Here is a 22,271-nt window from a genome sequence, read left to right on the forward strand (position 1 = left end):
CTTCTGCTTTTCGTATTACCGCTGGGCCGGACCTTTGCTGATCCAGAACGTAACGCTGCTGCCCTTCTCCACAAGCTCATTGGCACGAGGCTCCTGCTTGAACACGGTGCCGACCGCATGTTCGGTTGTTTCCAAATAATACGTGTAGCGGAGGCCGGAATCCAGAGCGGCTTTTTCGGCGTCCGCCTGCGACAAACCAGTCAGCGTCGGCATGCCGACTCGCGGATTGGCTGCATCCGTGCCCGTACGGTTTCCTGTGCCTGTTCCCGTACGCGACGTCGTGTCCGTTTTCTCCTTCGGTGGAGTCGTATCCGCCGGTTTGGCGGGAGGTTTGGTTTGCTCGACCTTCTCGCTGGCGGCCACTTCCTTGGCAACGTTCTCCTTCGGTCCCCGGTTCATCGTCTCGATAAGCAGTGCAAATACGCCTATGAATACGGCCGCGCCTACCGCAGACAGCCCGAGTCCAATCCAGAGTTTTTTGCCGAATTGAAACAAACGCTGCCGCTTCGGCGGGTCCTCGTCCTGAATCTGAGATTCGGTCCCCGGTTCGACGATCTCTGCGGAATCGGTCTTTACTAGAGGTACGCGAGCAGCAGATAGGTCGGGAATCGGCAAGGCCAAGGCCGAGCGAAGATGGCGGACAAGAGCCGCAAGCGTAATTCTTTCCGTCCACGCGTCCGTTACCGTCTTGAGCAATTCCTCTCTTTGCAGGGAAGGAGTGCCCGATAAGCTTTTGCGCAGCGAAGAAACGAACGCTTCCTTGTCTTCCGGAACATGATCCGTGCCGGTAAGCAGCCGAAACAGCAGCAGTGCGAGACCTCTCGACAGCCGCTGATCCGGATCCGCTTGATCCCAAGTATTCAGGACGTTGATCGTGCCGTCTTCGGTAATCCATAAGTTGTCCTGCTCGATGGAGAAGTGCAGCAAACGCTCTTCGGCCGCATCCAGCAAAGCCTGCCCCAAATGTGCGGCCATTCCAAGCGCGTCCGGAACGGACGGCTTATGGTGCCGAATAAAATGCTGAAGCGAATAGCCCGGTTTATAAGAAATAATGACCTGAATCGTACCGCCGCCGACTTCGGCATCCAGCACGTGAAGGAACGGCGATTCCGTCGCCCCTTGAGCGGCCGCATGTCCAAGTCCGCGGATGTAATCCTGAACGGCCGATTCGCCATCCCTATTTACTGTATAAATAAATACGGTTCGCTGAAGCGGCAAGTCCTTGCCTTCATACAGCAACCCGTCATGAAGCGGCGTTAGTAATTTGACGACTTCGTACCGGTTTGAAATAGGCTTCACTTACAATCACCCCATCATCTTTCCTATTCCATATTATTCGTTAGAATGCCCGGTTTTAGGACTTATGTACGGATTATTTTAACGATTATGCCTAATTATTTTTTCAAGAGGTAAACAATTTTCGATTAGTGTACCATGTCTCCGGTGGAGGTTCAATAAGCAACGGCTACGAATCTGTGAAATTTTCAAACGGTAAACCTGCTGCCAGCTTCTTTCGTCTAATTAAAAGGGACGGCTCACTTTACAGCGCTGCGGAACTTACCTTGAAAGGAAAGACACCCGATGAGAGTAAAAAAGTCCAGACGATACTTGGGAAGACCCGGGATTCTGATCGCGGCGGTTTGCGGTTTATTGCTTGTGGGCATCGCGGCCTACGCCGGTTTTTTAACGAAAAAAGCGAATGATGCGATTACGCGCATATCCGCTCCGGGCGGAAACAGCGGATGCGAATCCGTCTCGGCTGAGGATAAAGCGGCGGCGAAACCGATTCTGTTCCTCATTGCCGGAGTGGACAACCGCGAAGGCGGCGGCGGATCGATGAACACCGACGTGATGATGCTGGTCGCGCTGGACCCGGAAAAGAAAGCGGCAACGGTCCTGTCGCTGCCCCGGGATGTACAGCTCAAACCGGAGAAGCTGACCTCGCAAAAAGCGAACTACTATTATGCTTACTATTATAACAAAGATAAGACGAGTGCGATTACAAATACAAAAACCTTTTTCAGCGATTTATTTCGTCTTCCGATCGACTATATGGCGATTATCGACTTCGACGGTTTTCGGAAGCTGGTCGACGCTCTCGGCGGATTGCAAATCGACGTCGATATGAATATGAAATATGTCGACGAGGAGGACGGGACGGATATCGATTTGAAGAAAGGCGTACAACTGCTGAACGGCAAAAAAACGCTGGATTTCGTCCGCTACCGCAAATCGAATATGGGGACGGCAGAGTCGTCGGATTTGGCGCGTAACGAAAGACAGCATCAGGTAGTCAGCAAGCTGCTTGACAAGCTCACGTCGCTCGGCGGAATAACCCAGTGGGGGAATGTGCTCGATATTGCAGGCGAAAGCGTCAAAACCGATGTGCCGGAGCCGATGATCCGCGACTGGATTACGCAGTTCCGTAAAATGAAGCCGGAGCAGATCGATTTTGTTCCGCTGGAAGGCAAATGGGATAGCCCCTACATCGTCCCGACCGAGAAGGATATGGCCGCAGCGCTGAACGCGATTCGGGAAAGACTGGGTCTTTCTGCGCTTACCGACTCATCCGCGCTTGTCAAAGTAATCGGCCTGGAGCGTACGGATTCGCGTACGGTTACGACGGAGACGTATCGGTAAATAACGCTTGAAGGATCAAGAAACGTGAACAACAGCCGACATTAGAATGAATCGGCGTTGCTCACGTTTTATTTGTTCAAGTAAGAATTATATTGCGGTGGTTACAGCACCCGGCGCGCCGTTGTGTAGTGGCTGTTCCACCAGCCGGAATTGAGATCGGATATCGTGACCCCGCCTTTGCCGTACGTGTGCAAAATTTTTCCGCCGCCGATGTACATAGCGACATGATGAACAGGCGAGTAGAAGAATACAAGATCGCCCGGCTTCAGCTGGCTGCGCTGAACGTACGTTCCCGCCTTGGATTGCTGTCGGGACGAGCGGGGAAGCGAGATTCCGTTTTGCTTAAAAATATATTGCATGAACGAAGAGCAGTCGAACGTGCTGGTAGAGCCCGATTTGGAGCCGAATTTATACGGTACGCCCATGTACTTTTTGCCGGTAGCGATTACGCTCGCCGCCTTCGATGCGGAAGCAGTAGACACGGAAGCCGCATGAACCGGGCCGGATGTAGCGAACATGCTGCCAGTCAGCAGCACCGACAGACTCATACCGACTACGAAAACGGACTTGGTAAGACGATTGTGCAAAGTGATGTTCATGGTTGTGCCTCCTGTGCTTTGTACTGGGTGATGATCACCTGCATCTACAGTAGCACAGTTCGGTTTCCCTAATATTTGGCGGCGATTGTCCGGTCCTATGGCGCGCAACGGAAAAACGGCGATTATGAAAAATCAATTAGAAAAATATGAGAGCGTTCTCATTGACATCGTGATTGTCTGCGTTTACAATGGATTATTTCTGCAGGTTTCATTTAAATCACGATGAAATTACAGATCTTTTTTTTGTTGTTTTTGTAAAAAACGATGTTGACTTCGTTTATTTTTCTATCTATAATCACGTTAGAAACGAAATCACATATAAATCACGAAAGATTAAAGACTACGTATTGAAAGCAGTTATGGTTTTCTGATTTTACGATAAGTATCCGTACAAGCAAATCGGATATCGTTTGGCGAAATGAAAAGAGAACGCTTACAGTTGTAAACGACGCTTATTTGGCGTCCTTACATATAACGAAATCATTCGTTTTGTCGAAAAAAGGGAGGGCACGAACTTGAACAAAAAAACATCGATGTTGTTCGGTGCGAGTATGGTAAGCATGTTGCTGATTTCCGCTTGCACCGGCGGCGGCAAAGAACCCGCCAAGGAAGCAAACCAGCCGAAGGACGTTCCGCCGCCTGCTGCCGCGGACGCTCCGGTCAAGGTAAGCACCGATCCGGTTACGCTGAAGTTTGCCATCAACTTCTCCTGGCTGAGCGAGGAAGAACGTCAGAAGTACATTGTCGATCCGGTGAAGAAAAAATATCCGAACATTTCGTTCGAATGGATCAACCTGACCGAGACATCGCTCGATAAAGTAATCGCCACCGGCGTCATTCCGGATATCGTCCAGTCCGCTTCGCCGATCATTAACACGTATACGGATCTGGGGCTTGCCGACAATATGGAGCCGCTAATCAAATCGCATAAATTCGACACGTCGAAAATCAGCAAAGCCGGGCTCGACGCCGTCAAAACGACAAGCGGTAACGATTACTTGATCGGCTTGCCCTGGACGATCCAGTATAGCGCAACCTACATCAACAAAGACATCTTCGACAAATTCGGCGTCGGTTATCCGAAGGACGGCATGACCTGGGAAGAGATGAAGGATCTCTCGATCAAGCTGACCCGCAAAGAAGGAGAAACCCAATACCGCGGCCTCGAACCTGATGTGCCGAGCCGGCTCGTATCCGTCCTGTCCGCCGGTTATGTTGATACGAAGTCGAACAAGGCGTCGCTCGATACGGAGCCGTGGAAGCGCGTATTTACGCTGATGAAATCGATCTACGACATTCCGGGCAACGAAAACTACCGCTGGGTGCCGAGCGCCTTCGATCAGTTCAGCAAGGATCGGACGTTGGCTATGTACCCGGGTCTGAACTACTTGCCGAACTTCAAGAGTATAAACGGCATCAACTGGGATATTGTGCAGTATCCGCAGTTTAAGGAGAAACCGAATATTAGCATGCAGGTCGACGAATGGGTCCTGCACGTTACGAAACAGAGCAAGTACAAGGATCAAGCTTTCCAGGTTATTTCGAGCATTCTTAGCGACGAAGTGCAGACCGAGATGTCCCGAAATGCACGCTTCCCGATCGTTACCACGAAATCGGTCCAAGACGAGCTGGCGAAAAACTTGCCGTACGTTCAAGGCAAAAACCTGAAAGCGTTCTTCTTGTCCACGCCTGCTGCTCCGGTACCGCCGAGCAAATATGCGGCTTACGGATCGACGGTATCGCAGGAAGCATTCAAGAAAGTGATGAAGGAAGGCGTCGATATTAACTCGGCTCTGCGTGAAGCAGACGAGAAGCTGAACAAAAACATGCTGGAAAGCAAGTAGGCAGATCGGCTCGCATCCCGACGTTCCTTCTAGGGAATAGGCAGCAGCCATGCACAAGCCGCGTTATTGTTCCGTGTACTTGCGCATGGTATGATGGAACTATAGACACATCCGGTTCCGCAATCTGGAGGTTAACTTATGGAAAACCGCCCCGGCCGCCACACGTCCCGTCTGGACGAGCTAGTTCAAACGCTGCGGGAAGAGATCGGGCAAGGCCGCCGACAACCCGGCGAATATTTGCCGTCCGAACGGGAGTTTTCCAAGCAGTACGGGCTGAGCAATCTGACGGTCCGCAAAGGCTTGGAGCAGCTCGTAGCCGAAGGGCTGATCGTCAAAATTCCGAGAGTCGGCAATAAAGTGATCGGTCCGGCCCGCGAAAGCGGGCCGACCCTATTAAATATCGGCTATTACACGTCCATTCCCCGCGAAACCGGGATCGACCGGCTGCTGGAGAAGTTTCATGAGCAGCACCCCGATATCCGGGTCCAGGCGATTCCGTTTACGAACGAACATCCCGATGTGATCAAGCGGTTTCTGGATAACGGAATGCTTGATGTCATGACGCTAAACTACAATCATTTCCGGGCTTATCTCGAGCTGGGCTGGGCCGACATCATGGAGCCGCAGCAGCCGGACCCGGATATTTATCCGTATTTGACAGACGCTTTTACGTTTGAGGGCGAGCTGCTGGTGCAGCCGTTTATTTTTTCGCCGGTCGTGTTATGCTACAACCGGGATCACTTCCGCGAGAAAAGGCTGCATGAGCCGGATGGGGGCTGGAGCTGGGAAAGGCTGTTCGATACGGCTTCACAGCTTGCGATTCCGAACGAACGGCTTGGCTTTTATTATCATTTCTTGTCCGCCAACCGTTGGTCGGTGCTTTTACTGCAGCGGGGAGGGGCGTTCGAGCGGAAGAAGGAGGAGCGCATTCGGCTTAGCGGCACGGAGATGATGGAGGCGTTCCGCTTTTGCCGCGAGGTGCAGGAGCACTTCCCGATCTTGTCCGACAATATCAACAATGGGGATGTCGAACATTTGTTCCTGCAGGGCAAAGCTTCGATCATTATGACCAGTTATTTTCATCTGAACTTTATGATGGAAACGCCGATCCGTTTCGATATTTCGCCGGTACCGCATTTCGGGAATCCCGCTACGCTGCTCATGAGTATCGGTCTCGCCATAAACAGTAAGTCGCAGAACAAGGAAGCGGCGCGTTCGCTCGTCCGCTTTTTGACCTCGGAGACGGCGCAGCTGTCGATCCGGCAGCAAACGTACAGCTTGCCCGCCCTGAAATCGGCTGCGGAATGGGTAGGGGAGGAGACGATCTATCGCCCGTCCCGTTTCTCGCTGTTCCGGGAAATCGTCCCGTCGTTCCGCTATTTCACCGATCTGGGAATCGGCGACATGCAGTTCCGCACGATCGAAAGGGAGGTCAAGCTGTACTTCGCCGGACTTGAAAGCGAAGACCACTTCAGCGGACGCCTCGAAGAGCTGCTGTCGCCCGTCGTAGCCTCGAGCTGAAGTGGAGGACATACCGCTTACGATTTGTCAATCGCTTCCGCCATTGTTTTATCGGTCAGATGAGCGTAGATTTGCGTCGTATCCGGGGAAGCGTGGCCGAGCTGATCCTGCGTCTTGTACAGGTCGTTGCGCATATAATAGTCGGTGGCGAACGAATGCCGCAGCTTATGTACAGATAAATACGGTTTGCCAAAATATTTGGCGTATTTGATAACCATTTCCTGAATGGCCCGCTTCGTCATTCGTTTGCCTTCTTTCGACCCGTTCGCAACGGCGAGAAACAAGGCTTTTTCTTTTTTGTCCGGATTGTAGCGAAGCTGACGGATATCCAGATAAGCCAGCAGATCGGCGATGGCGTCTTGGCGGAAATAAACCGGCGTTTTGAACGTTTCGTCGTTTTTCCCTTTGCGGTACACGTATACGAGCTTTTTCTTCAAATCCATATCGTCGGCGTTTAAATTGACGACCTCCGATACGCGAAGTCCTGAGTTCAGAATGATACTGATGATGCACACATCGCGAATGCGATTCATCTCATAAGCGTACAGCGCTTGCTTGTTGGCGGAAACGGCCTGCGGATAACCCGACTTCAAAAAGCCGATAAATTCCTCGATTTCCTTCTCCTGAAGCAGCTTGCCCTCCAGCTTGGCGGCTGTATCCTTCGGCTTGTGCGTTCGTTTGATCTCCACCTTGGCCATTACATTTCGCTTCAAGAGCGGATAGAAGTCGTCGTCCTCGGCGATTTGGCTGAGGTAATGGAACAAGGAGCGAAGGGAGGACAGCTTGCGCGAGATCGTCGTTTTCGTATTGGCTTGGTCCTTCTTGGTGGCGAGAAACATCCGATACGAATCGATATGGTCCATCCGCAGCTTCTCTAACACGTCGATCGGGATATCCCGGATCGTTGGTCCTTCGCTCAAGCCTTCGGCGAGCAGCCAGTTGAAGAACGTTTCATAATCGCGCACGTATTCCAGTAGGGAGGAAGGGGAAAGGTCCGGCAGCTTGTAATTAATGAATTTATCCACGTACCAGGGCATGAACGGCACTTTTTTATCCAGTTCCTGGCGGTCTTTTTGCTTAATGACATTCATCGGACGGAAAGCGCCTCCTTACAAGGATGGATTATTGTTAACATAATAAATGTTATGTAAACAATCAAAAATCGGATTCGGGTAAGATCGTTATTGTGAACGATACGCGCTGCATGGAAGATTCCATATTCGTATTCATCTTCGCTCTGGCCTGAGCTTCCATCAGATCGAAATATTTAAAGTACAGCTGGGCGTCTTCCATCTTGGACGTCTTAAAAGGAGCCTCTTCGATATAATAAGAGCCGTCCTCAAGCTTTAGTACGTGGCCGTTTCGGATTACGGACATGCGAATCACCTCCATTTCCACTATACCTCATTTTGGCAAAGAAATCTTGCCCCCGAAAGGGGAGGAGCGCGTAGGACGTATGTCCGCATCGCCCGCACAAAGTCATTTAATCCATGTTTTCAAATAATATCATCTATTACATCCGCAATATGCCGTATGGTATGCTGTGGAATAATGGAGAATCCGATCAACAAGATCGCGGCCGGGAAGGGATGAGCCAACTGGAAAAAACGGAACGAACCGAAGAGAAGGACACCGAGCTTCGTCGCGGCCGGGGACAGGGGCGGGGCAGACGTATGGACCCCGATGACGATTGGGAACGCGAGTACGTCAGAGATCCGTCGAAAAGCACCATGTACTACTTTCGCATCTACATGTGGCTGCTCACGTATTTGAAGCCGTACAAATGGCAGATGGTCCTATTTATCGTCTGCGGTTTGGCTATATCGCTGGCGCAGATGAGCATTTTCCGCGTCCTGCAGTATATTATCGACGATGTTGTTATGGCCGGCAATACGGCCCGGTTCAAGCTCATCGTCAGCGTACTCATCGTGATTTTATTGTGCATGTTTGCCGCAATGGCCGCCAACAATTTGCTGTCGCGGCTTATTCGCGAGAAAGCTTCGCGCGATCTGCAGTTCGACTGCATCAAGCAACTTCGGCTGCTGAGCTTTTCTTATTACGAGAACCACCCCGTCGGCGAAACGCTGTCGCTGCTCAATAGTGACGTGCAGGCCGTGCAGGGCATTTATCAGCGGCATTTTCCGAGTCTGATCAACAATGCGCTGCTGCTGTTCGTGGCGTTCGGCTTTGTCGTGCATATGAATGCGGCGCTAACGTTAATGACGCTGCCCTGCTTTTTACTGTACTACATGGTGGGACCGTATTTGACCAAAAAATCGTCGTTTTGGGGGAAAGTAGCCCGGGACCGGCGAACGGACTGGAACCGCAAAATCTATGAAAGCGTTACAGGACTAACGGAAATGCGCGCCCACCGCAGCGAGTCGTGGGATTTGCAGCGATACGAGCAGAAACACGCCAGCTACAACGAAAGCCAGCAAAAACAGTTTTGGTTCCGCGGATTCAGGATGCTGGCCCGACAGCTGTCTTCCTTTGCCGGGATGATGGTGATGTTCATCTATGGCGCTTATCTGAATCGGATCGGGCAGTTGTCGGTCGGGGAGTTCGTCGCCTTTACGATGTATTACCAGATGCTGAATCGGCAATCGTCGCAGCTGATCTCCATCTTCATGGATCAAAGTCTGCTTCTGCATCAAGGCGAAAAGCTGAAGCTGTTCATGGGGCTGAAGCCGGTTGTGACGGAGCCGGAGCATCCGACCTTGCTGCCTCGCGTAGAGGGACGCGTAACGTTCCGGGACGTCACCTTCGGTTATGGAAGCCGGGATGTGCTAAACGGTTTCTCGCTGGATATTGCCGCAGGCGAACGGGTGGCGCTTGTCGGTACAAGCGGCAACGGCAAGTCTACGCTGCTGAAGCTGGTCGATCGTTTCTATGATCCGCAGCATGGGGATGTATTGCTCGACGGCGTTCCACTGCGTTCGTTATCGCTGCGACAGTTGCGGGATTCGATCGGCATCGTGTTCCAGGAGACGTATTTGTTCGGTGCGACGATAAGCGAAAATATCCGCTTCGGCAATCCCGAGGCGACCGACGATGAAGTGCGGGAAGCGGCGATAGCGGCCAATGCGCACGACTTTATAATGGCGCTGCCTAACGGTTACGACACGAACGTAGGCGAGAGGGGCGTCAAGCTGTCGGGCGGCCAGCGGCAGCGCATATCGATCGCCAGAATGTTTATTAAAAATCCGCGCATCGTTCTGCTCGACGAAGCGACATCGGCGCTGGACAATGTAAGCGAACGGGAAGTGATCGCCGCGCTGGACCGATTGATGAAAGGGCGCACGACCATTACCGTGGCCCACCGGCTGTCTACGGTTCGCGACTATGACCGGATCGTCGTCATCAAGGATGGAGCGGTGGCGGAGGTAGGCAGCTACCGCGAGCTTTTGGAAGACCGGGGCTGGCTGTATCAGCTCGAAACGAATGTGCCGGAGGACAAACGTCACAGGGAGGAGGCTGCAAATGAAAACGGTCCGCTGGCTGTGGGGTTACGTAAGCCAAATGCGATGGGCTCTCGCATTTAGCATGATGGTGCTGGTCGTGGGCCAGTGGGCGCAGATCGCGGCGCAGGGCTCGCAAAAGTTTCTGATCGACGACGTGCTCGTAGGCAAGCATTACGAGCAGCTGCTGTGGGTACTCGGCTATTTTACAATCACTTATTTGGTGTTTTATTTGTTAAGCTGGTGGGGGCGTTATTTAACCAGAATGAATGGGCTCACCCTTCAGCGTTACATGGGCAGCCGGCTGATGGCGCTCATCCAGCGCTTGCCCGTTGCATCGATTCAAGGCGGACGAACCGCCAAATGGGTGCAATATTTTACGAGCGACATCCAGCAGGTTTCGACCTTTGTGACAGAAGACCTGCCGCGGGGCATCCAGCAAGTAGCGGGTACGCTGCTGCTCATCGGCATTATCGGCTGGAACAGCCCGATCGTTCTGGCGATCGTATCGGTCTTCAGCGCCTTGTACATCGCTCTGGGCCGGTACTACGGGCCGATCATGCGGCGGCAGACAAGAGAAATGCAGGAGAAGCGGGGCGATATGCTTACGAAGATTGAGGAGGGCATTTCGTCGACGCGCGAGGTGATCGCCTTCAACCGGATGGCCTGGGAGGAAAAAAGCTTCCGCGGCGCCTTCGCCGTCTTCTTCGATAAAGTGATGGAAAACGGCAAACTGGCCAACTCCCAGCTGCTGCTGAGCAATTCGGTGCAGTGGATCGGCCGGATGGCCGTCCTGCTGTTCGGAGGTTACTCGGTCATAAGCGGCAGTATATCGATCGGCGTATTCGTCATCGTGTACCAATATTCGAACCAGCTGTTTAACAATTACCAGACGGTGTTTAACTTCGTGATGAACATGTCCGGACAGCTTGCCTATGCCGATAGAGTGAGAGAGATATTCAACCAGGAGGCCGCTCCCGAAGGATCGAAACCGCTCAAGGCGGAGGTTCAGTCGATTGTATTCGATAAAGTGACGTTCGCTTATCCCGGTACCGAACGCCTGGTATTAAACGAACTCGAGCTTTCGATTCCGCAAGGCAAAAAAATCGCCATTGTCGGCTCCAGCGGCGGGGGCAAATCGACTGTTACCCAGCTGCTGCTTCGTTTTTTCGAGCCTACATCCGGCTGTATTCGCATCAACGGCACGCCGCTGTCGGATATTCGCAATGCGGATTGGCTGGGCAAGCTTTGCGTTGTGTTTCAAGAGCCTTTTCTGCTGCCCGATACGATCCGAAGCAATCTGCTCTTCGGCCGCCCTTTTTCCGAAGAGCGTATAATCGAAGCTTGCCGGATCGCGCAGGTTCACGAGTTTATCGAATCGATGGAGAACGGCTACGATACGGTTGTCGGCGAGAGAGGGTACACGCTGTCGGGAGGACAGCGGCAGCGGATCGCCATTGCGAGGGCGATTGCGGGTGAACCGGAGCTGCTCATTCTGGACGAAGCGACGTCGGCGCTCGACATGGAGACGGAGATGAAGCTGCAAGAGGCGCTGGACCGGGAGAGAGCAGGGAAGACGACAATCGTCATTGCGCACCGGCTGTCTACCGTTCGCAACGCGGACCTCATTCTGGTCATGCACGAAGGTCGCTTGGTCGAGCAGGGCACGCATCAGGAGCTGATGAACGGCGGCGATATTTATCGGCGTCTCGTCTCGGTGATGAGTGACGAAGGAGCCCCGAAGAAGCGGATTCGAGGGGCTTGAGAATGGAAAAGGGGAACACCCGGGAATGCCCGGGTGTTTTGTTGTTTTGGTGAGGAATAGAAGGTTACATAATAAATGTTATGTTAACTTTTTTGTGAAGAACCGTGCAATCAAAAAGTGAACAGTTGCGGGCATAGTTATAATCAAAAATCCAGAAGAGCCATCATCTTGGCTGATCCGACGACCTGAATCAGTAGAGGGATGCGGGGACCTTCATCCTTACCCAGAACCAGCCTATAGATGATCGAAAACAGCCGCTTTTGATTACGCTTCTTCACTTTGCTGTCTTCATCGTGGCAAATCGCATAGATTTCGCTCATTAACGCTTCATCATCGCCTTCGTTGTCCGTTCTCAGCAAATTACGGAAAGCTTCAACCCATACCCGTTCCTCGGTGCTCAAGGTTTCGTAAAAAGCGATGTTCCTCTCCGAATTCACAGCCACTAATTTTTGCGGAAACCACTGTTTGATCCAATACTCGGATCGGTTGGCCACTTGCTCTATTGCTTCCTGAGAGTAATTCTCGCCACTGCGGAGCAGCACATCTCGCAGCAGCCGGATATCGAAATGGACCAGAGGTAAGATACTAGAAACCAGGCTGAACTTCGGGACTTTTTCGTTTCTGTCGTCGTTCACTATTGAAAGCTCGAAAGCTTCCCGAATTTCACCCGGAATGGTGTTTGCTCCATAAGCTTCCCGATACCGTTCATATTCGGTATAATTTCTTAGCACATCTTCATCCATACCGATGTTGAAGGCGGCGCTCGGCTGGTACTTGGCGAACAAAAATAAAATTTGTTCAGGCGCATATACCTGTAACAGATCATCAGGCGTGTAATTGTTGCCGGAAGAACTGGACATTTTGGCGTGAGTGCCCTTGATCCCGATAAACTCATAGGGGGCGTAGGAGGGAGGCTTGCTCCCGAAAATTTGCTCCGCTATCGTTTTGGACACGTTGTAGCTGCCAGTCTCCGAAGAGTGGTCGCGGCCTCCCGGCTCGAATAATACATCCTCCATCTGCCAGCGCATCGGCCAGTCTATTTTCCATTGCAGCTTGATATTCACGGCATCGGCAATTGCTACCGTATTCTGATGACCGCAAGCGCAGCCATACAATAACGTATCGTTCCTGTCATCGAAAGCCAGAACGGTAGTTGAGTCTTTCCGGCAGCTTTCACAATACACATGAACGGGGAAAAAGGAATTTCGCGCTTCCTCGCTCGTCTCGCCTGTTTTATACGACATCAATATATTGTAGATCTCTTTTCGCTGCTTAATCGCGTGCAGGATGGACTTGTTGTATCTCCTCGACCGGTACTCCGCTGTCTGGTAAATATATTCGGGCCTGATTTCAAAAGCGTGCAGCGCATGCTCGAACTCTTTCTCATAATGTTCCGCGTAGGAGCGGTGGCAGCCGAAGGGACAAGGCACCTCGGAATAAGGCATGCCAATATAACGTTCAAAAGAGCGGTCTACGCCGGCAGGCACCTTCCGGAATCGGTCGAAATCGTCCCATGAAAAAAGGAAGCGCACCTTTTTCCCATGTTTCTGAAGAGCTTTGGTTACAAAATAGGTCGTCACAATTTCTCTGAAATTGCCTATGTGTACCGACCCGGAGGGGCTAATCCCTGAAGCGCAAACGAATGTATCTCGCTCCGGATGGGCTTCGATTAGTTGGTTCGCTATTTTTTCCGACCAGTGCAAGTGCAAACACCTCGTTTTTAGATCGATTTTGGTATCCGATATCGTTTCAAACAAACAAAAAAATCCCACCCCCAAGACATAGTCTCAGGGACGAGATCGAACATTCCTCGTGGTACCACCCAGGTTTGCGGACCGGTCACCCGGCCAGCCTCTTCGAGTACGGCATTCCTGCGGATTGCGTATACCCTAGCTCTGTAACAGGAGCTCCTGTCCCACCATCACCCTAACGAACGGATCCAATGTGCTGCTCAGAGGCTTTTTTCCATAAAAGAACCTTTACTCCTTTTCAGCGGCCGGAGCTCTCTGTGAAAGTTTCGTTTATGTACTGCCCTCGTCATCGCTTTTCGAATATTTGTAATAGTTTAGCAATTAACCGCTGCTCTGTAAAGGGGAAGCTTGAATTAATCCTGAATTGATCGCTCAAAACCTCATTTTTCGACCAAAAAAATTGCATTAAATCTATATTTAATGCAATTTCGATTTTAACGGACGATTCCTCGTGCTATGATAGATGAGATGAGAGAAAAAGAAGCTATATTTGTCCATTTTGAGGCAGCGGAAGGAGACAGAGACGTTCGAAATGGAGCCCATTTACATAACGGAGCATTATGAGCGCGAGCTGAGCATATTCTCCATTTATATGAAGGACCGCGAATACTCCAAAGATACGCAGAGCGCCTACCATCATGATATCAAACACTTTTTGCATAGCTTGCAGGGGAAGAGTGTCGCCGAGGCAACGGACATCGATATTATGAAGTTTCTCACATCGGTCAGGGAATCGGGAGCCGGCGCCCGTTACCGGAACAGATGCCAGTCGGCGATCCGTCTCTTTTATAATGTATTGATGAAATTTAATGTCGTTAACAAAAATCCGGCAAGTCAGATTGAAAAAGCGAAGGTGGACAAAAAGCGCCAGCCCACGTATCTGGAGAAGCCGTTTCTTGATGCGTGTATGCAGCTGGTGCAGGGGAAATATTGGGTTCGCGATATTACGATTATTGCTTTGATGGCCTATGCCGGGCTTCGCGTCAGCGAGATTGTGAGGCTGAATACGATGGACATTGGCAGCGGCGGTTCACAGATCGGCGTGCTCGGTAAAGGCGAGAAATGGCGCTACATCCCGCTTCCGCCGGAAATGAGCGAGCTGCTGCGACACGCGCTGGCCGAGCGAAGGCAGCCGCGGAACAAGAAGGATGAGCACGCTTTTTTCGTATCACAGTTCGGACGCCGCATCAGCAAACGGATGGTGCAAACGATTGCGGATAAAACATTAACGGCATTAATTAATGAAAACCCTGAGCTGAGAGGGAAAAAACTGTCCGCACATAAACTGCGGCACTCCTTTGCCACGGAATTGCTTCGCAGCGGCGCGGATTTGAGGGCGGTACAGGAGCTGCTCGGCCACGAGGATATATCCACAACGCAAATCTACACGCATGTTATGGACGAGACGAAGAAACGGGCGATGGATCATGTGCGCCCGGCGCTTCCGGTTTCGCTGAAAAGTGGCAGGGGAGCCGTGACGGCTTCCTCCTGAAGCTGATTTAGAAATAATATTTCTTCGAATGGTCCTGTGTATGGTAAAATGTTACTGGAAACAAGTGTGATTGGACTTGCTTGAGAAGTTACCTATACGGCGAAAAGGACGTGTCGACTTATGGCAGTTCATCGTTTCAAACCGGAAGTGTATTGGAATACGATCGGCTCGCATGCACCGGCGCTTCATGTGAATAGCGGCGATACGGTGGAAACGACGACAGTTGATGCACGAGGCTGGGACGAGCAAGGAGAGCAGGCTGCCGCAAGAGGCAATCCGATGACCGGACCGATTTACGTAAATGGCGCCGAGCCCGGGGACACGCTGGCCGTGCGATTCGATAGCATTGTGCCTAACCGAAGCTGGGCGTGGGCTTCCGACGTACTGGCTCCGAATGTTGTCGATCCGGAATACTTGGCCAAGCTGCCGGCAGCGAACATATGCCGCTGGAATGTGAACGCCGCGGAAGGTTATGCGGAGCTGGATCAGGCGGAAGGGAGCTACTGGGCAGGAAGGCGGCTGCCGCTACGCCCGTTCCTCGGCTGTTTTGGCGTGGCGCCCGCAAGAGGCCAAGCGATTTCCACATCCACATCAGGCGAGCACGGCGGCAATATGGATTACCGCGGCTTCGTCGCCGGCGTGACGGCCTATTTTCCGGTATTTGCCGAAGGGGCGCTTCTTCACCTGGGGGACGGTCATGCGGTGCAGGGAGACGGCGAAATCGCCGGGACGGGCCTGGAAATATCCATGAACGTTACGTTCACCGTTTACGTTCTGAAAGGACGGAAGAGCGGCTGGCCTCGCGGTGAGACGGCCGATCACATTTTTACTGTAGGCAATGCCAAGCCGCTCGATTATGCGCTTCAGTACGCCACGACGGAGATGCTGATCAGGCTGACCGGAGAATACGGCCTTTCCGCCCAGGATGCGAGTCAGCTGCTCGGACAAACGGTGGAATACGATGTCGCCAACATCTACAATCCGGCGTATTCGCTCGTGTGCAAAATCCATAAACGCTGGCTGCCGGACGCTGCCCGGACGTAAACCGACTGCCATACAATGACAAAGAAAGAGACGGAGATACCTTGCGGTATTTCTGTCTTTTTTGGTTCGAGGGGGGAGTGTCAAATAGTTGCTTGTTCGACGAGTATGCTCATAAGATTAACGTGATTAAATAAAATTGATGAGTATGCAACTTGCAATATGGAATTGAAGTTTAGGAACATCCGTTCTATAATTGGTATATTCGCCGTCTTGTAATCGGCCTCTTTCAAAAAAAGAATGAGACCTGGGCCGCCATAATATGATAGAGTAGAAGGACGGCATCAAGCCACGGGGATTGTACATACATGATTGGATGGATGGGTGGAACGCGCATAACTTATGAGGCCTTTAACGACGAATGTTCATTTATTTACAGCGGCGATCGACAAGCGGCTAGTGCTCGTATTTGAAGAGGGCGTATTGATCGGCAGCGGCGTCATCGAGGAAATAACCGAAGAGGCCATCAAAATACGCAATATACCGTATCCCCGCGATACGTGCAGGTTTGCTCTCGTTCCAAGCTCGGCCGCTTATTAAGACCGGTCGCTGTTTGTGTTGGGAGCGGGGAAGGGCTCGTCGGACTAAGATCCGGCGAGTTTTTTTGCATAACGGCATATCTCCTTACTGCTATTTATTCGATTCTGAATTGAGTTCATTAATGTCATTAAATAAAAGAAAGGGAGGCTGTGATTTGTTTACATAACAAATAATATGTAAACAAATCACAGCCTCATTCGTAACGCAAACCATTCGATAGCTGGTCCAGGCGGTTCCAGTCCAGCACTTTCATTCGTTTTCGCTCCTTGTTGACAATGCCGGTCTCGCAAAGATTCCGGATGACGCGATTCAAGTGTCGGGAGGTAGTGCCAAGCAGCGAGGCGATCTCATGGCTGTGCGGCGTTTGAAGTTCTTTGCCGAACTCGCGCTCGGAGCGGATCGTGAGCATATATCCCGCAAATCGTTCCTCGACCGAGGCAAGCGCGTTCGTGCGAGAGGCGGTTGTGCAAGTTTGCAGCTTGTAGGCGAGATGACGCAGAAGCTCGTTTAGAAACTGGCAGTCCTGCATCAGATGTGCTTTGACATAACGGATGTCCATGTACAAAAACCGCGACTCCGTAACGGCCTCCACCTGCGATTGTACGGCCACGCCGCGGATCAGCTCGATGTCGCCGAATAAAGCGAACGGGTGGCAGAAGCGCAGCAGCAAGCTTTTTCCCGTCCCGATGCTGGACGATACTTTGGTCCTGCCGTCTACCTGGATGTACAGCCCGTCCAAGGCGTCGCCCTCGCGAAGCACGACTTCGTTGCGCTCGTATATCCGAAGCTGAAACGGGACGGATGCGGGCAAGTTGCACAATCGCTCGATGTCGGCATGCGTCGTATAACGGATCAGTTCCGCCTGGTCGTGAATTATTTTCATCGGATTCTCCTTTTAGGACATCTGTCCTTTTTATCTTACAGGAAATTGCTATCATAAGTAAGAGATGCGTAGGGGAGCTGACGAGTAGATGCGAGCGGTATTCGATTTGGACGGGACGATATGTTTTGCAGGAAAGCCTTTGAGTAAACAGGTAGTGCGGGTGCTGGAAGCCGCCGAAGCTAACGGTCATGAGCTAATTTTCGCCTCGGCGAGGCCGATTCGCGATTTATTGCCGGTACTGCCGGCTGTGTTTCAACATCATGCGCTGGTCGGCGGTAACGGTGCGTTTGTCGCTGCCGGCGGTCGCATCATTTCCACGATCCATTTCGATCCGGGCGTCGCCGAAGCGATCATGGCTCTTCTGCATAAATACGGTGTTCCCTATATGGCCGACGGCGAATGGGACTACGCCTATACCGGACATCCCGATCATCCGCTTCGCCGAAAAGTAGACCCAAAGGGGCGGGCGACATGTGTGCCTATCGGGAAGCTGGCGGCGGAACTTGTAAAAGTAGCGGTGCTGGACGATTCGGATCGCCTCGCGGGGGAACTGGAGAAATTGCCTGTCGTCATTCATAAACACGGCAGCGAGGGGATCATCGATATCAGCCCGGAAGGTGTGGATAAATGGGCGGGGCTGCAAAAGCTCGGCGTTACACCGAACTCTTATATCGCATTCGGCAACGACGCAAACGACATCGCGATGTTCCGTCATGCACGGCATTCCGTATGCGTGGGTAACTATAACGAGTTGGCGCAGATGGCAGCCGAACAGGTACACGGCGATGAGGCGAGCGTCATCCAGAAAATAGCTGAGCTGGTCGGATAATCGAAATGAAAACATCGAAGCGGCATCCCAATGGGGAGAGGTGCCGCTTTTTAACATGCATGAAAATGCTCCTTTTGGGCACGATACCAATGCGAATTGTGATCCAGTATTTGGGGGGATCGAAGATGGAGTCCGCCTTTTCAAGACCGCAAATTGTATTTATGCTGCTGCTGTCGCTGGGCATCTCGAATCATGTGTTTATTATTCCTCATCTGATCCAAGCAGCTGGCCGGGACGCCTGGATCAGCATTTTGCTCGGATATGCGGTGTTGATAGGCTGGAGCTTCATTCTGATCCGTGTGCTTAAGTCGATGGGAACTTCTTTGTTCAGCGATTGGCTGCACGCGCGGATCGGTCTGTGGGGTGGATGGATGTTTCGCGTTCTGTTGCTGCTCTACATTCTCGTATTGGCAGTTATGATCGTCTTCGATACAACGAGAAACATCGACATCTATTTACTGCCCAAAACGCCAAACACCGTCGTCGTGGTCAGCTTCGTGCTCATTTCGTACTGGGCGGCCAGCGCGGGACTTAAGACGATTGTGTACATGTCCGCTGTGCTGCTTCCGATTGTATGGCTGCTTGGGATTGGAATATCGATTTTTACAATGGGCAGCAAAGATTACGGTATCATGTTTCCGATATGGGCCGAGGGGCTCCGCCCGAACTTGAATGGAAGCGTGATCGTAGTCGGCGGCAGCGTGGAGCTGCTCTTGCTGCTCCTGATCCAGCATAATATGCGAAGGCCGGTCGATTACAAGACATTATTCGTGCTGCTCACGCTGCTCGTCGGACTTATTGCCGGGCCGACGTTCGGGTCACTCAGCGCATTCGGTCCTGCGGAAGCGGGCAATATGCGGATTCCCGCCTTTGAGCAGTGGAGGCTGCTGATGCTCGGCGACTATATTTCCCATGTCGACTTTCTGGCCGCGTTTCAATTGATGTCGGGCAGTGTAACGCGAACCGCGCTGCTTGTTCATTTGCTGCCGCAACTGCTTACGGGGCGATCAGGGAAATTCCGACAGACGATCATGGTAGTCGGTGCCGCGATTGCTTCGATACCCTCGCTGCTGCAAGTCAGCGATATTACGATGCAGGGCGCGATTCACAACTATTTTTATCTGTCTTCGTTCCTGTTCGGCATCGTGCTTATAACGGGTCTCTTTGCAATTACTTGTATCAAGCGGAAGAAAGGAGCGTAAAGAATGGGAGAAGCGCAGGCAATGGAAGAAACGAAGCTGTTCGCCGAGCTGGAGTCGCATTTGCGCGGCGGTACGATGCGGCCGGAGCAGCTCCGGCAAGTTTTGGCCAGCTATTGCGATATTTTGTTTCCGCCGCCGCCGTTACCGGAATTGTCGGGGAAGTTAACCGCGTTTTATTGCGAAGGAATGGTGGATAAAACCGAGCTGAACAAGTTTTTCGTCCCCATATGCTTGTTTGCAAGCCGGCGGGCGTCGGAACCCGAAGAGGCTTCCGCCGACTCAGATTCCATGCTGCCTGTATTCGTCCGGAAACATTCGATTCAAGACATGGTGTCCGGCTTGTTCGGAGGCCAGCTGATCGTATACGAAACGGGCCGCACGTATTTCTGGATGTTCGATATTGCTCATATTCCGCAGAGGGCTCTGCAAGAATCCAGTACGGAAATTTCGATCAAAGGGCCGAAAGACGCGTTTACCGAAGAACTGATTACGAATCTCGGCCTTATTCGGAAACGGATGCAGACGGGTCTGCTGTTCAGCGAGCAGTTCGTTGCCGGCAGCTTGAGCAAAACCCGCATCGCACTCGTCTACTTGAAGCACCAGGCGAATCCGGATATGCTCGCCGAAGCCCGCAAAAGGCTGGATACCCTTCAAACGGAAAGCGTACTGAGCAGCGGCCAGCTCGAACAATGGTTGTCCAACCGGACGTTTTCGCTGTTCCCTCTGATCGATTACATCGGCCGTCCGGATTATGTGATCGAGACGCTGCTGCGCGGCAGGTTCGTCATCCTTGTCGACGGCTCTCCTATGGCTCTGATCGGGCCGGCCAACTTTCTCGAGCTTCTGAAAACGCCGGAGGACGTCCATTCTCCATATTACTATGTCATGTTCCAAAGAGCGCTGCGGCTGATCGGTCTCATCCTCAGCATTTATTTGCCGGGCTTCTGGCTTGCGATTGCCACCGTCAATCTGGATCAAATTCCGCTCGCGCTTCTGTCCACGGTTGTCCTTTCAAGGGAAGGCGTGCCGTTTCCGATGATTCTGGAAGGGCTGCTTTTGCTGTTTCTGTTCGAGTTGCTGCGGGAAGCCGGCATACGGCTGCCGAAAGCCGTCGGACAGACGGTCGGAATCGTCGGCGGCCTCATCATCGGAGAATCGCTTATCCGCGCCGGTCTGGCTTCGCCGACACTGCTTGTCGTCGTGGCGATTGCGGCGGTCGCCACATTTTCCCTCGTCAATCAGTCGCTCTCGGGTACGGTCAGCATATTGAGGGTGTTCATCATGCTCGTATCCGCGTTCCTCGGCATTTATGGTTTTTTGCTGGGGATGCTTGCGATCCTGATTTATTTGTCCAGGCTGGAGAGCTTCGGTATCGCTTATCTGGAGCCGGTGTCCTCCTTGCGCTGGAAAAAATGGCCGGCCGCCTTTTTGTCCAACCCGTTCCGAAGATTCCATTTCTCGACCTCGATGATCAAAAAACCGAAAAAGTGAGAGAAGCGATGCGCAAACGGATTAACGTTATACTTGCCTTGGCCTTGTTGATGCTTGGTGCAGGCTGCAGCACCGATATGAAAAATATTGAGAAATTGAACTATGCCAATGCGATCGGGGTCGACTTCAAAGACGGCAACTATCACTGCTATATCCAGTCTATTGATTTCCAAAGCGTAGCCAAAACGTCGGACGGCCAAAAAGGACCAGGTAAAATATGGATTGGAGAAGGCATAGGAAGCAACTTGGAGGATGCCTTGTTTCAGACCTACGAGTCGGCCCAAGAGCGCATAATTTGGGGACACGTCACGGCCATTGTCATTAGCGAAAATGCGATAAAAGAAGGCATTATCGGCATTTACGACAGTTTTAGCAGGTATTACGAATTTCGGCTGACACCATGGATATTCGCCACAAGGGAATCCGTCAAGGACATTTTTTCGGCAACCGGTTTTTTCGAACGCTCGCCGCTTAATTCGATTCTTCACGAGCCGAAGAGCATCCATTCCCAGTCGTCTTACGTCACCCCGATCAGGCTTCATACTTTGATCAGACAAACCAACGAACCGGGGTTTACATCGTGTATTCCGTCGCTTGCGATCAACAAGAAGATGTGGACGGAAAAAAAGAAGCAAGAGCCGAAGCTGAGGATCGACGGGGCGGTTTTTCTCAAAAACGAATCGTTCAAAAGCTATATTCCGCTTGAGAAGCTGTCCGGTCTTCGCTGGGTTCGTCCAGGCACGATCCGCGCGGGCATATCCGTGCCGGACCCGAAACATCCTTCCGTGCAAATTGCCATCGAAAATCCGAAGCGGCGTCTGCAATATTCCGGGAATGGAGACGGACCGCGGTTCGATTTACGGGTGAAGGGGACGGGGTATACCGTGAGCCGGATCAAAAACGATTTGGTGAGTTTGAGCCTGCTGACTTCGATGACGGAAAGTGCGATCGAAAAAGAAATTCGCGATTTGTACAAGCTCGGTATCGAGAAAAAGACGGATGTGCTCAACATGGAATACGATCTGTTCCGTTATCAGCACAAAAAGTGGAAGGAGCTGACCGGGGGTGAGAACGTCCTGCTTACCGATGAGGCGCTGCAGGATGTTACGGTCGACATCAATATAGAGCATACGAGCACGGAGAAAAACGAGCGGGTGCGGGGGGCGGCTCGGCATTGAAGGTGTAGGAGTATTAAAAGCGACCTTACCCTAAGGT

18 protein-coding genes are annotated in these 22,271 nt (G+C 52.0%); 12 read left to right on the plus strand and 6 right to left on the minus strand.

Annotated elements, in window-relative coordinates:
* Positions 1-15: 15 nt before the first annotated feature.
* Positions 16-1,299: a PASTA domain-containing protein gene (locus tag D7M11_RS13315; RefSeq protein ID WP_120747714.1), complete on the minus strand. Its 1,284-nt coding sequence runs from the start codon at positions 1,297-1,299 to the stop codon at positions 16-18.
* 282 nt (positions 1,300-1,581) lie between these two features.
* Between D7M11_RS13315 and D7M11_RS13320 the strand changes: the two genes are divergently transcribed.
* Positions 1,582-2,640: an LCP family protein gene (locus tag D7M11_RS13320; RefSeq protein ID WP_120747715.1), complete on the plus strand. Its 1,059-nt coding sequence runs from the start codon at positions 1,582-1,584 to the stop codon at positions 2,638-2,640.
* Positions 2,641-2,741: 101 nt separating this feature from the next.
* Here the strand turns inward: D7M11_RS13320 and D7M11_RS13325 are convergent, their stop codons facing one another.
* Positions 2,742-3,158, minus strand: a complete 417-nt coding sequence (locus tag D7M11_RS13325) for a C40 family peptidase (RefSeq protein WP_240041103.1) — start codon at positions 3,156-3,158, stop codon at positions 2,742-2,744.
* A 596-nt stretch (positions 3,159-3,754) separates the two neighbouring features.
* On the opposite strand from D7M11_RS13325, the gene D7M11_RS13330 reads away from it, so the two are divergent.
* Both D7M11_RS13330 and D7M11_RS13335 read left to right on the plus strand, forming a co-directional pair.
* A complete protein-coding gene (locus D7M11_RS13330) occupies positions 3,755-5,083 on the plus strand; it encodes an ABC transporter substrate-binding protein (protein ID WP_120747716.1) in 1,329 nt (442 codons plus the stop codon).
* 138 nt (positions 5,084-5,221) lie between these two features.
* Entirely contained in the window at positions 5,222-6,604 is a 1,383-nt protein-coding gene (locus D7M11_RS13335) for an extracellular solute-binding protein (protein WP_120747717.1), read from the plus strand.
* Positions 6,605-6,621: 17 nt separating this feature from the next.
* Here the strand turns inward: D7M11_RS13335 and xerS are convergent, their stop codons facing one another.
* Together xerS and D7M11_RS13345 are read right to left on the minus strand one after the other, a co-directional pair.
* Positions 6,622-7,695 carry a tyrosine recombinase XerS gene (gene xerS, locus D7M11_RS13340; protein WP_120747718.1) on the minus strand — a complete coding sequence of 358 codons (1,074 nt, stop codon included), beginning with the start codon at positions 7,693-7,695 and terminating at the stop codon, positions 6,622-6,624.
* A 64-nt stretch (positions 7,696-7,759) separates the two neighbouring features.
* Positions 7,760-7,981 carry a hypothetical protein gene (locus D7M11_RS13345; RefSeq protein WP_120747719.1) on the minus strand — a complete coding sequence of 74 codons (222 nt, stop codon included), beginning with the start codon at positions 7,979-7,981 and terminating at the stop codon, positions 7,760-7,762.
* Positions 7,982-8,094: 113 nt separating this feature from the next.
* Between D7M11_RS13345 and D7M11_RS13350 the strand changes: the two genes are divergently transcribed.
* Positions 8,095-10,146 (plus strand): ABC transporter ATP-binding protein, encoded by a 2,052-nt coding sequence (locus D7M11_RS13350; RefSeq protein ID WP_120747720.1) that lies wholly within the window; start codon positions 8,095-8,097, stop codon positions 10,144-10,146.
* Positions 10,085-11,827 carry an ABC transporter ATP-binding protein gene (locus tag D7M11_RS13355; RefSeq protein WP_158606582.1) on the plus strand — a complete coding sequence of 581 codons (1,743 nt, stop codon included), beginning with the start codon at positions 10,085-10,087 and terminating at the stop codon, positions 11,825-11,827. Before D7M11_RS13350 ends, D7M11_RS13355 begins: the two co-directional genes overlap by 62 nt.
* A gap of 143 nt (positions 11,828-11,970) precedes the next feature.
* On the opposite strand, the gene lysS is transcribed toward D7M11_RS13355, so the two are convergent.
* Positions 11,971-13,530: a lysine--tRNA ligase gene (gene lysS / locus D7M11_RS13360; protein WP_120747815.1), complete on the minus strand. Its 1,560-nt coding sequence runs from the start codon at positions 13,528-13,530 to the stop codon at positions 11,971-11,973.
* 580 nt (positions 13,531-14,110) lie between these two features.
* Between lysS and D7M11_RS13365 the strand changes: the two genes are divergently transcribed.
* The 3 genes from D7M11_RS13365 to D7M11_RS13375 all read left to right on the plus strand — a co-directional run bounded on the left by D7M11_RS13365 (position 14,111) and on the right by D7M11_RS13375 (position 16,651).
* On the plus strand, positions 14,111-15,070 hold the full coding sequence (locus tag D7M11_RS13365) for a tyrosine-type recombinase/integrase (RefSeq protein ID WP_120747722.1): 960 nt from the start codon (positions 14,111-14,113) through the stop codon (positions 15,068-15,070).
* A 120-nt stretch (positions 15,071-15,190) separates the two neighbouring features.
* On the plus strand, positions 15,191-16,114 hold the full coding sequence (locus D7M11_RS13370) for an acetamidase/formamidase family protein (protein WP_120747723.1): 924 nt from the start codon (positions 15,191-15,193) through the stop codon (positions 16,112-16,114).
* A 339-nt stretch (positions 16,115-16,453) separates the two neighbouring features.
* Complete coding sequence (locus D7M11_RS13375) at positions 16,454-16,651, plus strand: hypothetical protein (protein WP_120747724.1); 198 nt, start codon at positions 16,454-16,456, stop codon at positions 16,649-16,651.
* Positions 16,652-16,844: 193 nt separating this feature from the next.
* Here the strand turns inward: D7M11_RS13375 and D7M11_RS13380 are convergent, their stop codons facing one another.
* Positions 16,845-17,534: a Crp/Fnr family transcriptional regulator gene (locus tag D7M11_RS13380; protein ID WP_120747725.1), complete on the minus strand. Its 690-nt coding sequence runs from the start codon at positions 17,532-17,534 to the stop codon at positions 16,845-16,847.
* Between the two features lie 88 nt (positions 17,535-17,622).
* Between D7M11_RS13380 and D7M11_RS13385 the strand changes: the two genes are divergently transcribed.
* From D7M11_RS13385 to D7M11_RS13400, 4 genes are all read left to right on the plus strand, one after another.
* Entirely contained in the window at positions 17,623-18,363 is a 741-nt protein-coding gene (locus tag D7M11_RS13385; RefSeq protein ID WP_120747726.1) for an HAD-IIB family hydrolase, read from the plus strand.
* A 98-nt stretch (positions 18,364-18,461) separates the two neighbouring features.
* Positions 18,462-19,565, plus strand: coding sequence for an endospore germination permease (locus D7M11_RS13390; RefSeq protein WP_205127052.1), 1,104 nt, complete (start codon positions 18,462-18,464; stop codon positions 19,563-19,565).
* A 3-nt stretch (positions 19,566-19,568) separates the two neighbouring features.
* The gene (locus D7M11_RS13395; RefSeq protein ID WP_240041095.1) at positions 19,569-21,056 is read left to right on the plus strand and encodes a spore germination protein; all 1,488 of its coding nucleotides are present in this window, start codon (positions 19,569-19,571) and stop codon (positions 21,054-21,056) included.
* An 8-nt stretch (positions 21,057-21,064) separates the two neighbouring features.
* A complete protein-coding gene (locus tag D7M11_RS13400; protein WP_158606584.1) occupies positions 21,065-22,234 on the plus strand; it encodes a Ger(x)C family spore germination protein in 1,170 nt (389 codons plus the stop codon).
* The last annotated feature ends 37 nt before the right edge of the window (positions 22,235-22,271 follow it).

Source organism: Paenibacillus ginsengarvi, assembly GCF_003626695.1.
GTDB classification, from domain to species: domain Bacteria; phylum Bacillota; class Bacilli; order Paenibacillales; family NBRC-103111; genus Paenibacillus_AB; species Paenibacillus_AB ginsengarvi.

What these genes read in the sequence shown, in the direction of transcription:
- D7M11_RS13395 (WP_240041095.1), top strand. Translation starts at nt 19,569, where the DNA reads ATGGGAGAAGCGCAGGCAATGGAAGAAACGAAGCTGTTCGCCGAGCTG.
- D7M11_RS13385 (WP_120747726.1), top strand. Translation starts at nt 17,623, where the DNA reads ATGCGAGCGGTATTCGATTTGGACGGGACGATATGTTTTGCAGGAAAG.
- D7M11_RS13400 (WP_158606584.1), top strand. Translation starts at nt 21,065, where the DNA reads ATGCGCAAACGGATTAACGTTATACTTGCCTTGGCCTTGTTGATGCTT.
- D7M11_RS13335 (WP_120747717.1), top strand. Translation starts at nt 5,222, where the DNA reads ATGGAAAACCGCCCCGGCCGCCACACGTCCCGTCTGGACGAGCTAGTT.
- D7M11_RS13370 (WP_120747723.1), top strand. Translation starts at nt 15,191, where the DNA reads ATGGCAGTTCATCGTTTCAAACCGGAAGTGTATTGGAATACGATCGGC.
- D7M11_RS13320 (WP_120747715.1), top strand. Translation starts at nt 1,582, where the DNA reads ATGAGAGTAAAAAAGTCCAGACGATACTTGGGAAGACCCGGGATTCTG.
- D7M11_RS13375 (WP_120747724.1), top strand. Translation starts at nt 16,454, where the DNA reads ATGAGGCCTTTAACGACGAATGTTCATTTATTTACAGCGGCGATCGAC.
- D7M11_RS13350 (WP_120747720.1), top strand. Translation starts at nt 8,095, where the DNA reads ATGTTTTCAAATAATATCATCTATTACATCCGCAATATGCCGTATGGT.
- D7M11_RS13345 (WP_120747719.1), bottom strand. Translation starts at nt 7,981, where the DNA reads ATGTCCGTAATCCGAAACGGCCACGTACTAAAGCTTGAGGACGGCTCT.
- D7M11_RS13365 (WP_120747722.1), top strand. Translation starts at nt 14,111, where the DNA reads ATGGAGCCCATTTACATAACGGAGCATTATGAGCGCGAGCTGAGCATA.
- D7M11_RS13355 (WP_158606582.1), top strand. Translation starts at nt 10,085, where the DNA reads ATGAAAACGGTCCGCTGGCTGTGGGGTTACGTAAGCCAAATGCGATGG.
- xerS (WP_120747718.1), bottom strand. Translation starts at nt 7,695, where the DNA reads ATGAATGTCATTAAGCAAAAAGACCGCCAGGAACTGGATAAAAAAGTG.
- D7M11_RS13380 (WP_120747725.1), bottom strand. Translation starts at nt 17,534, where the DNA reads ATGAAAATAATTCACGACCAGGCGGAACTGATCCGTTATACGACGCAT.
- D7M11_RS13325 (WP_240041103.1), bottom strand. Translation starts at nt 3,158, where the DNA reads ATGTTCGCTACATCCGGCCCGGTTCATGCGGCTTCCGTGTCTACTGCT.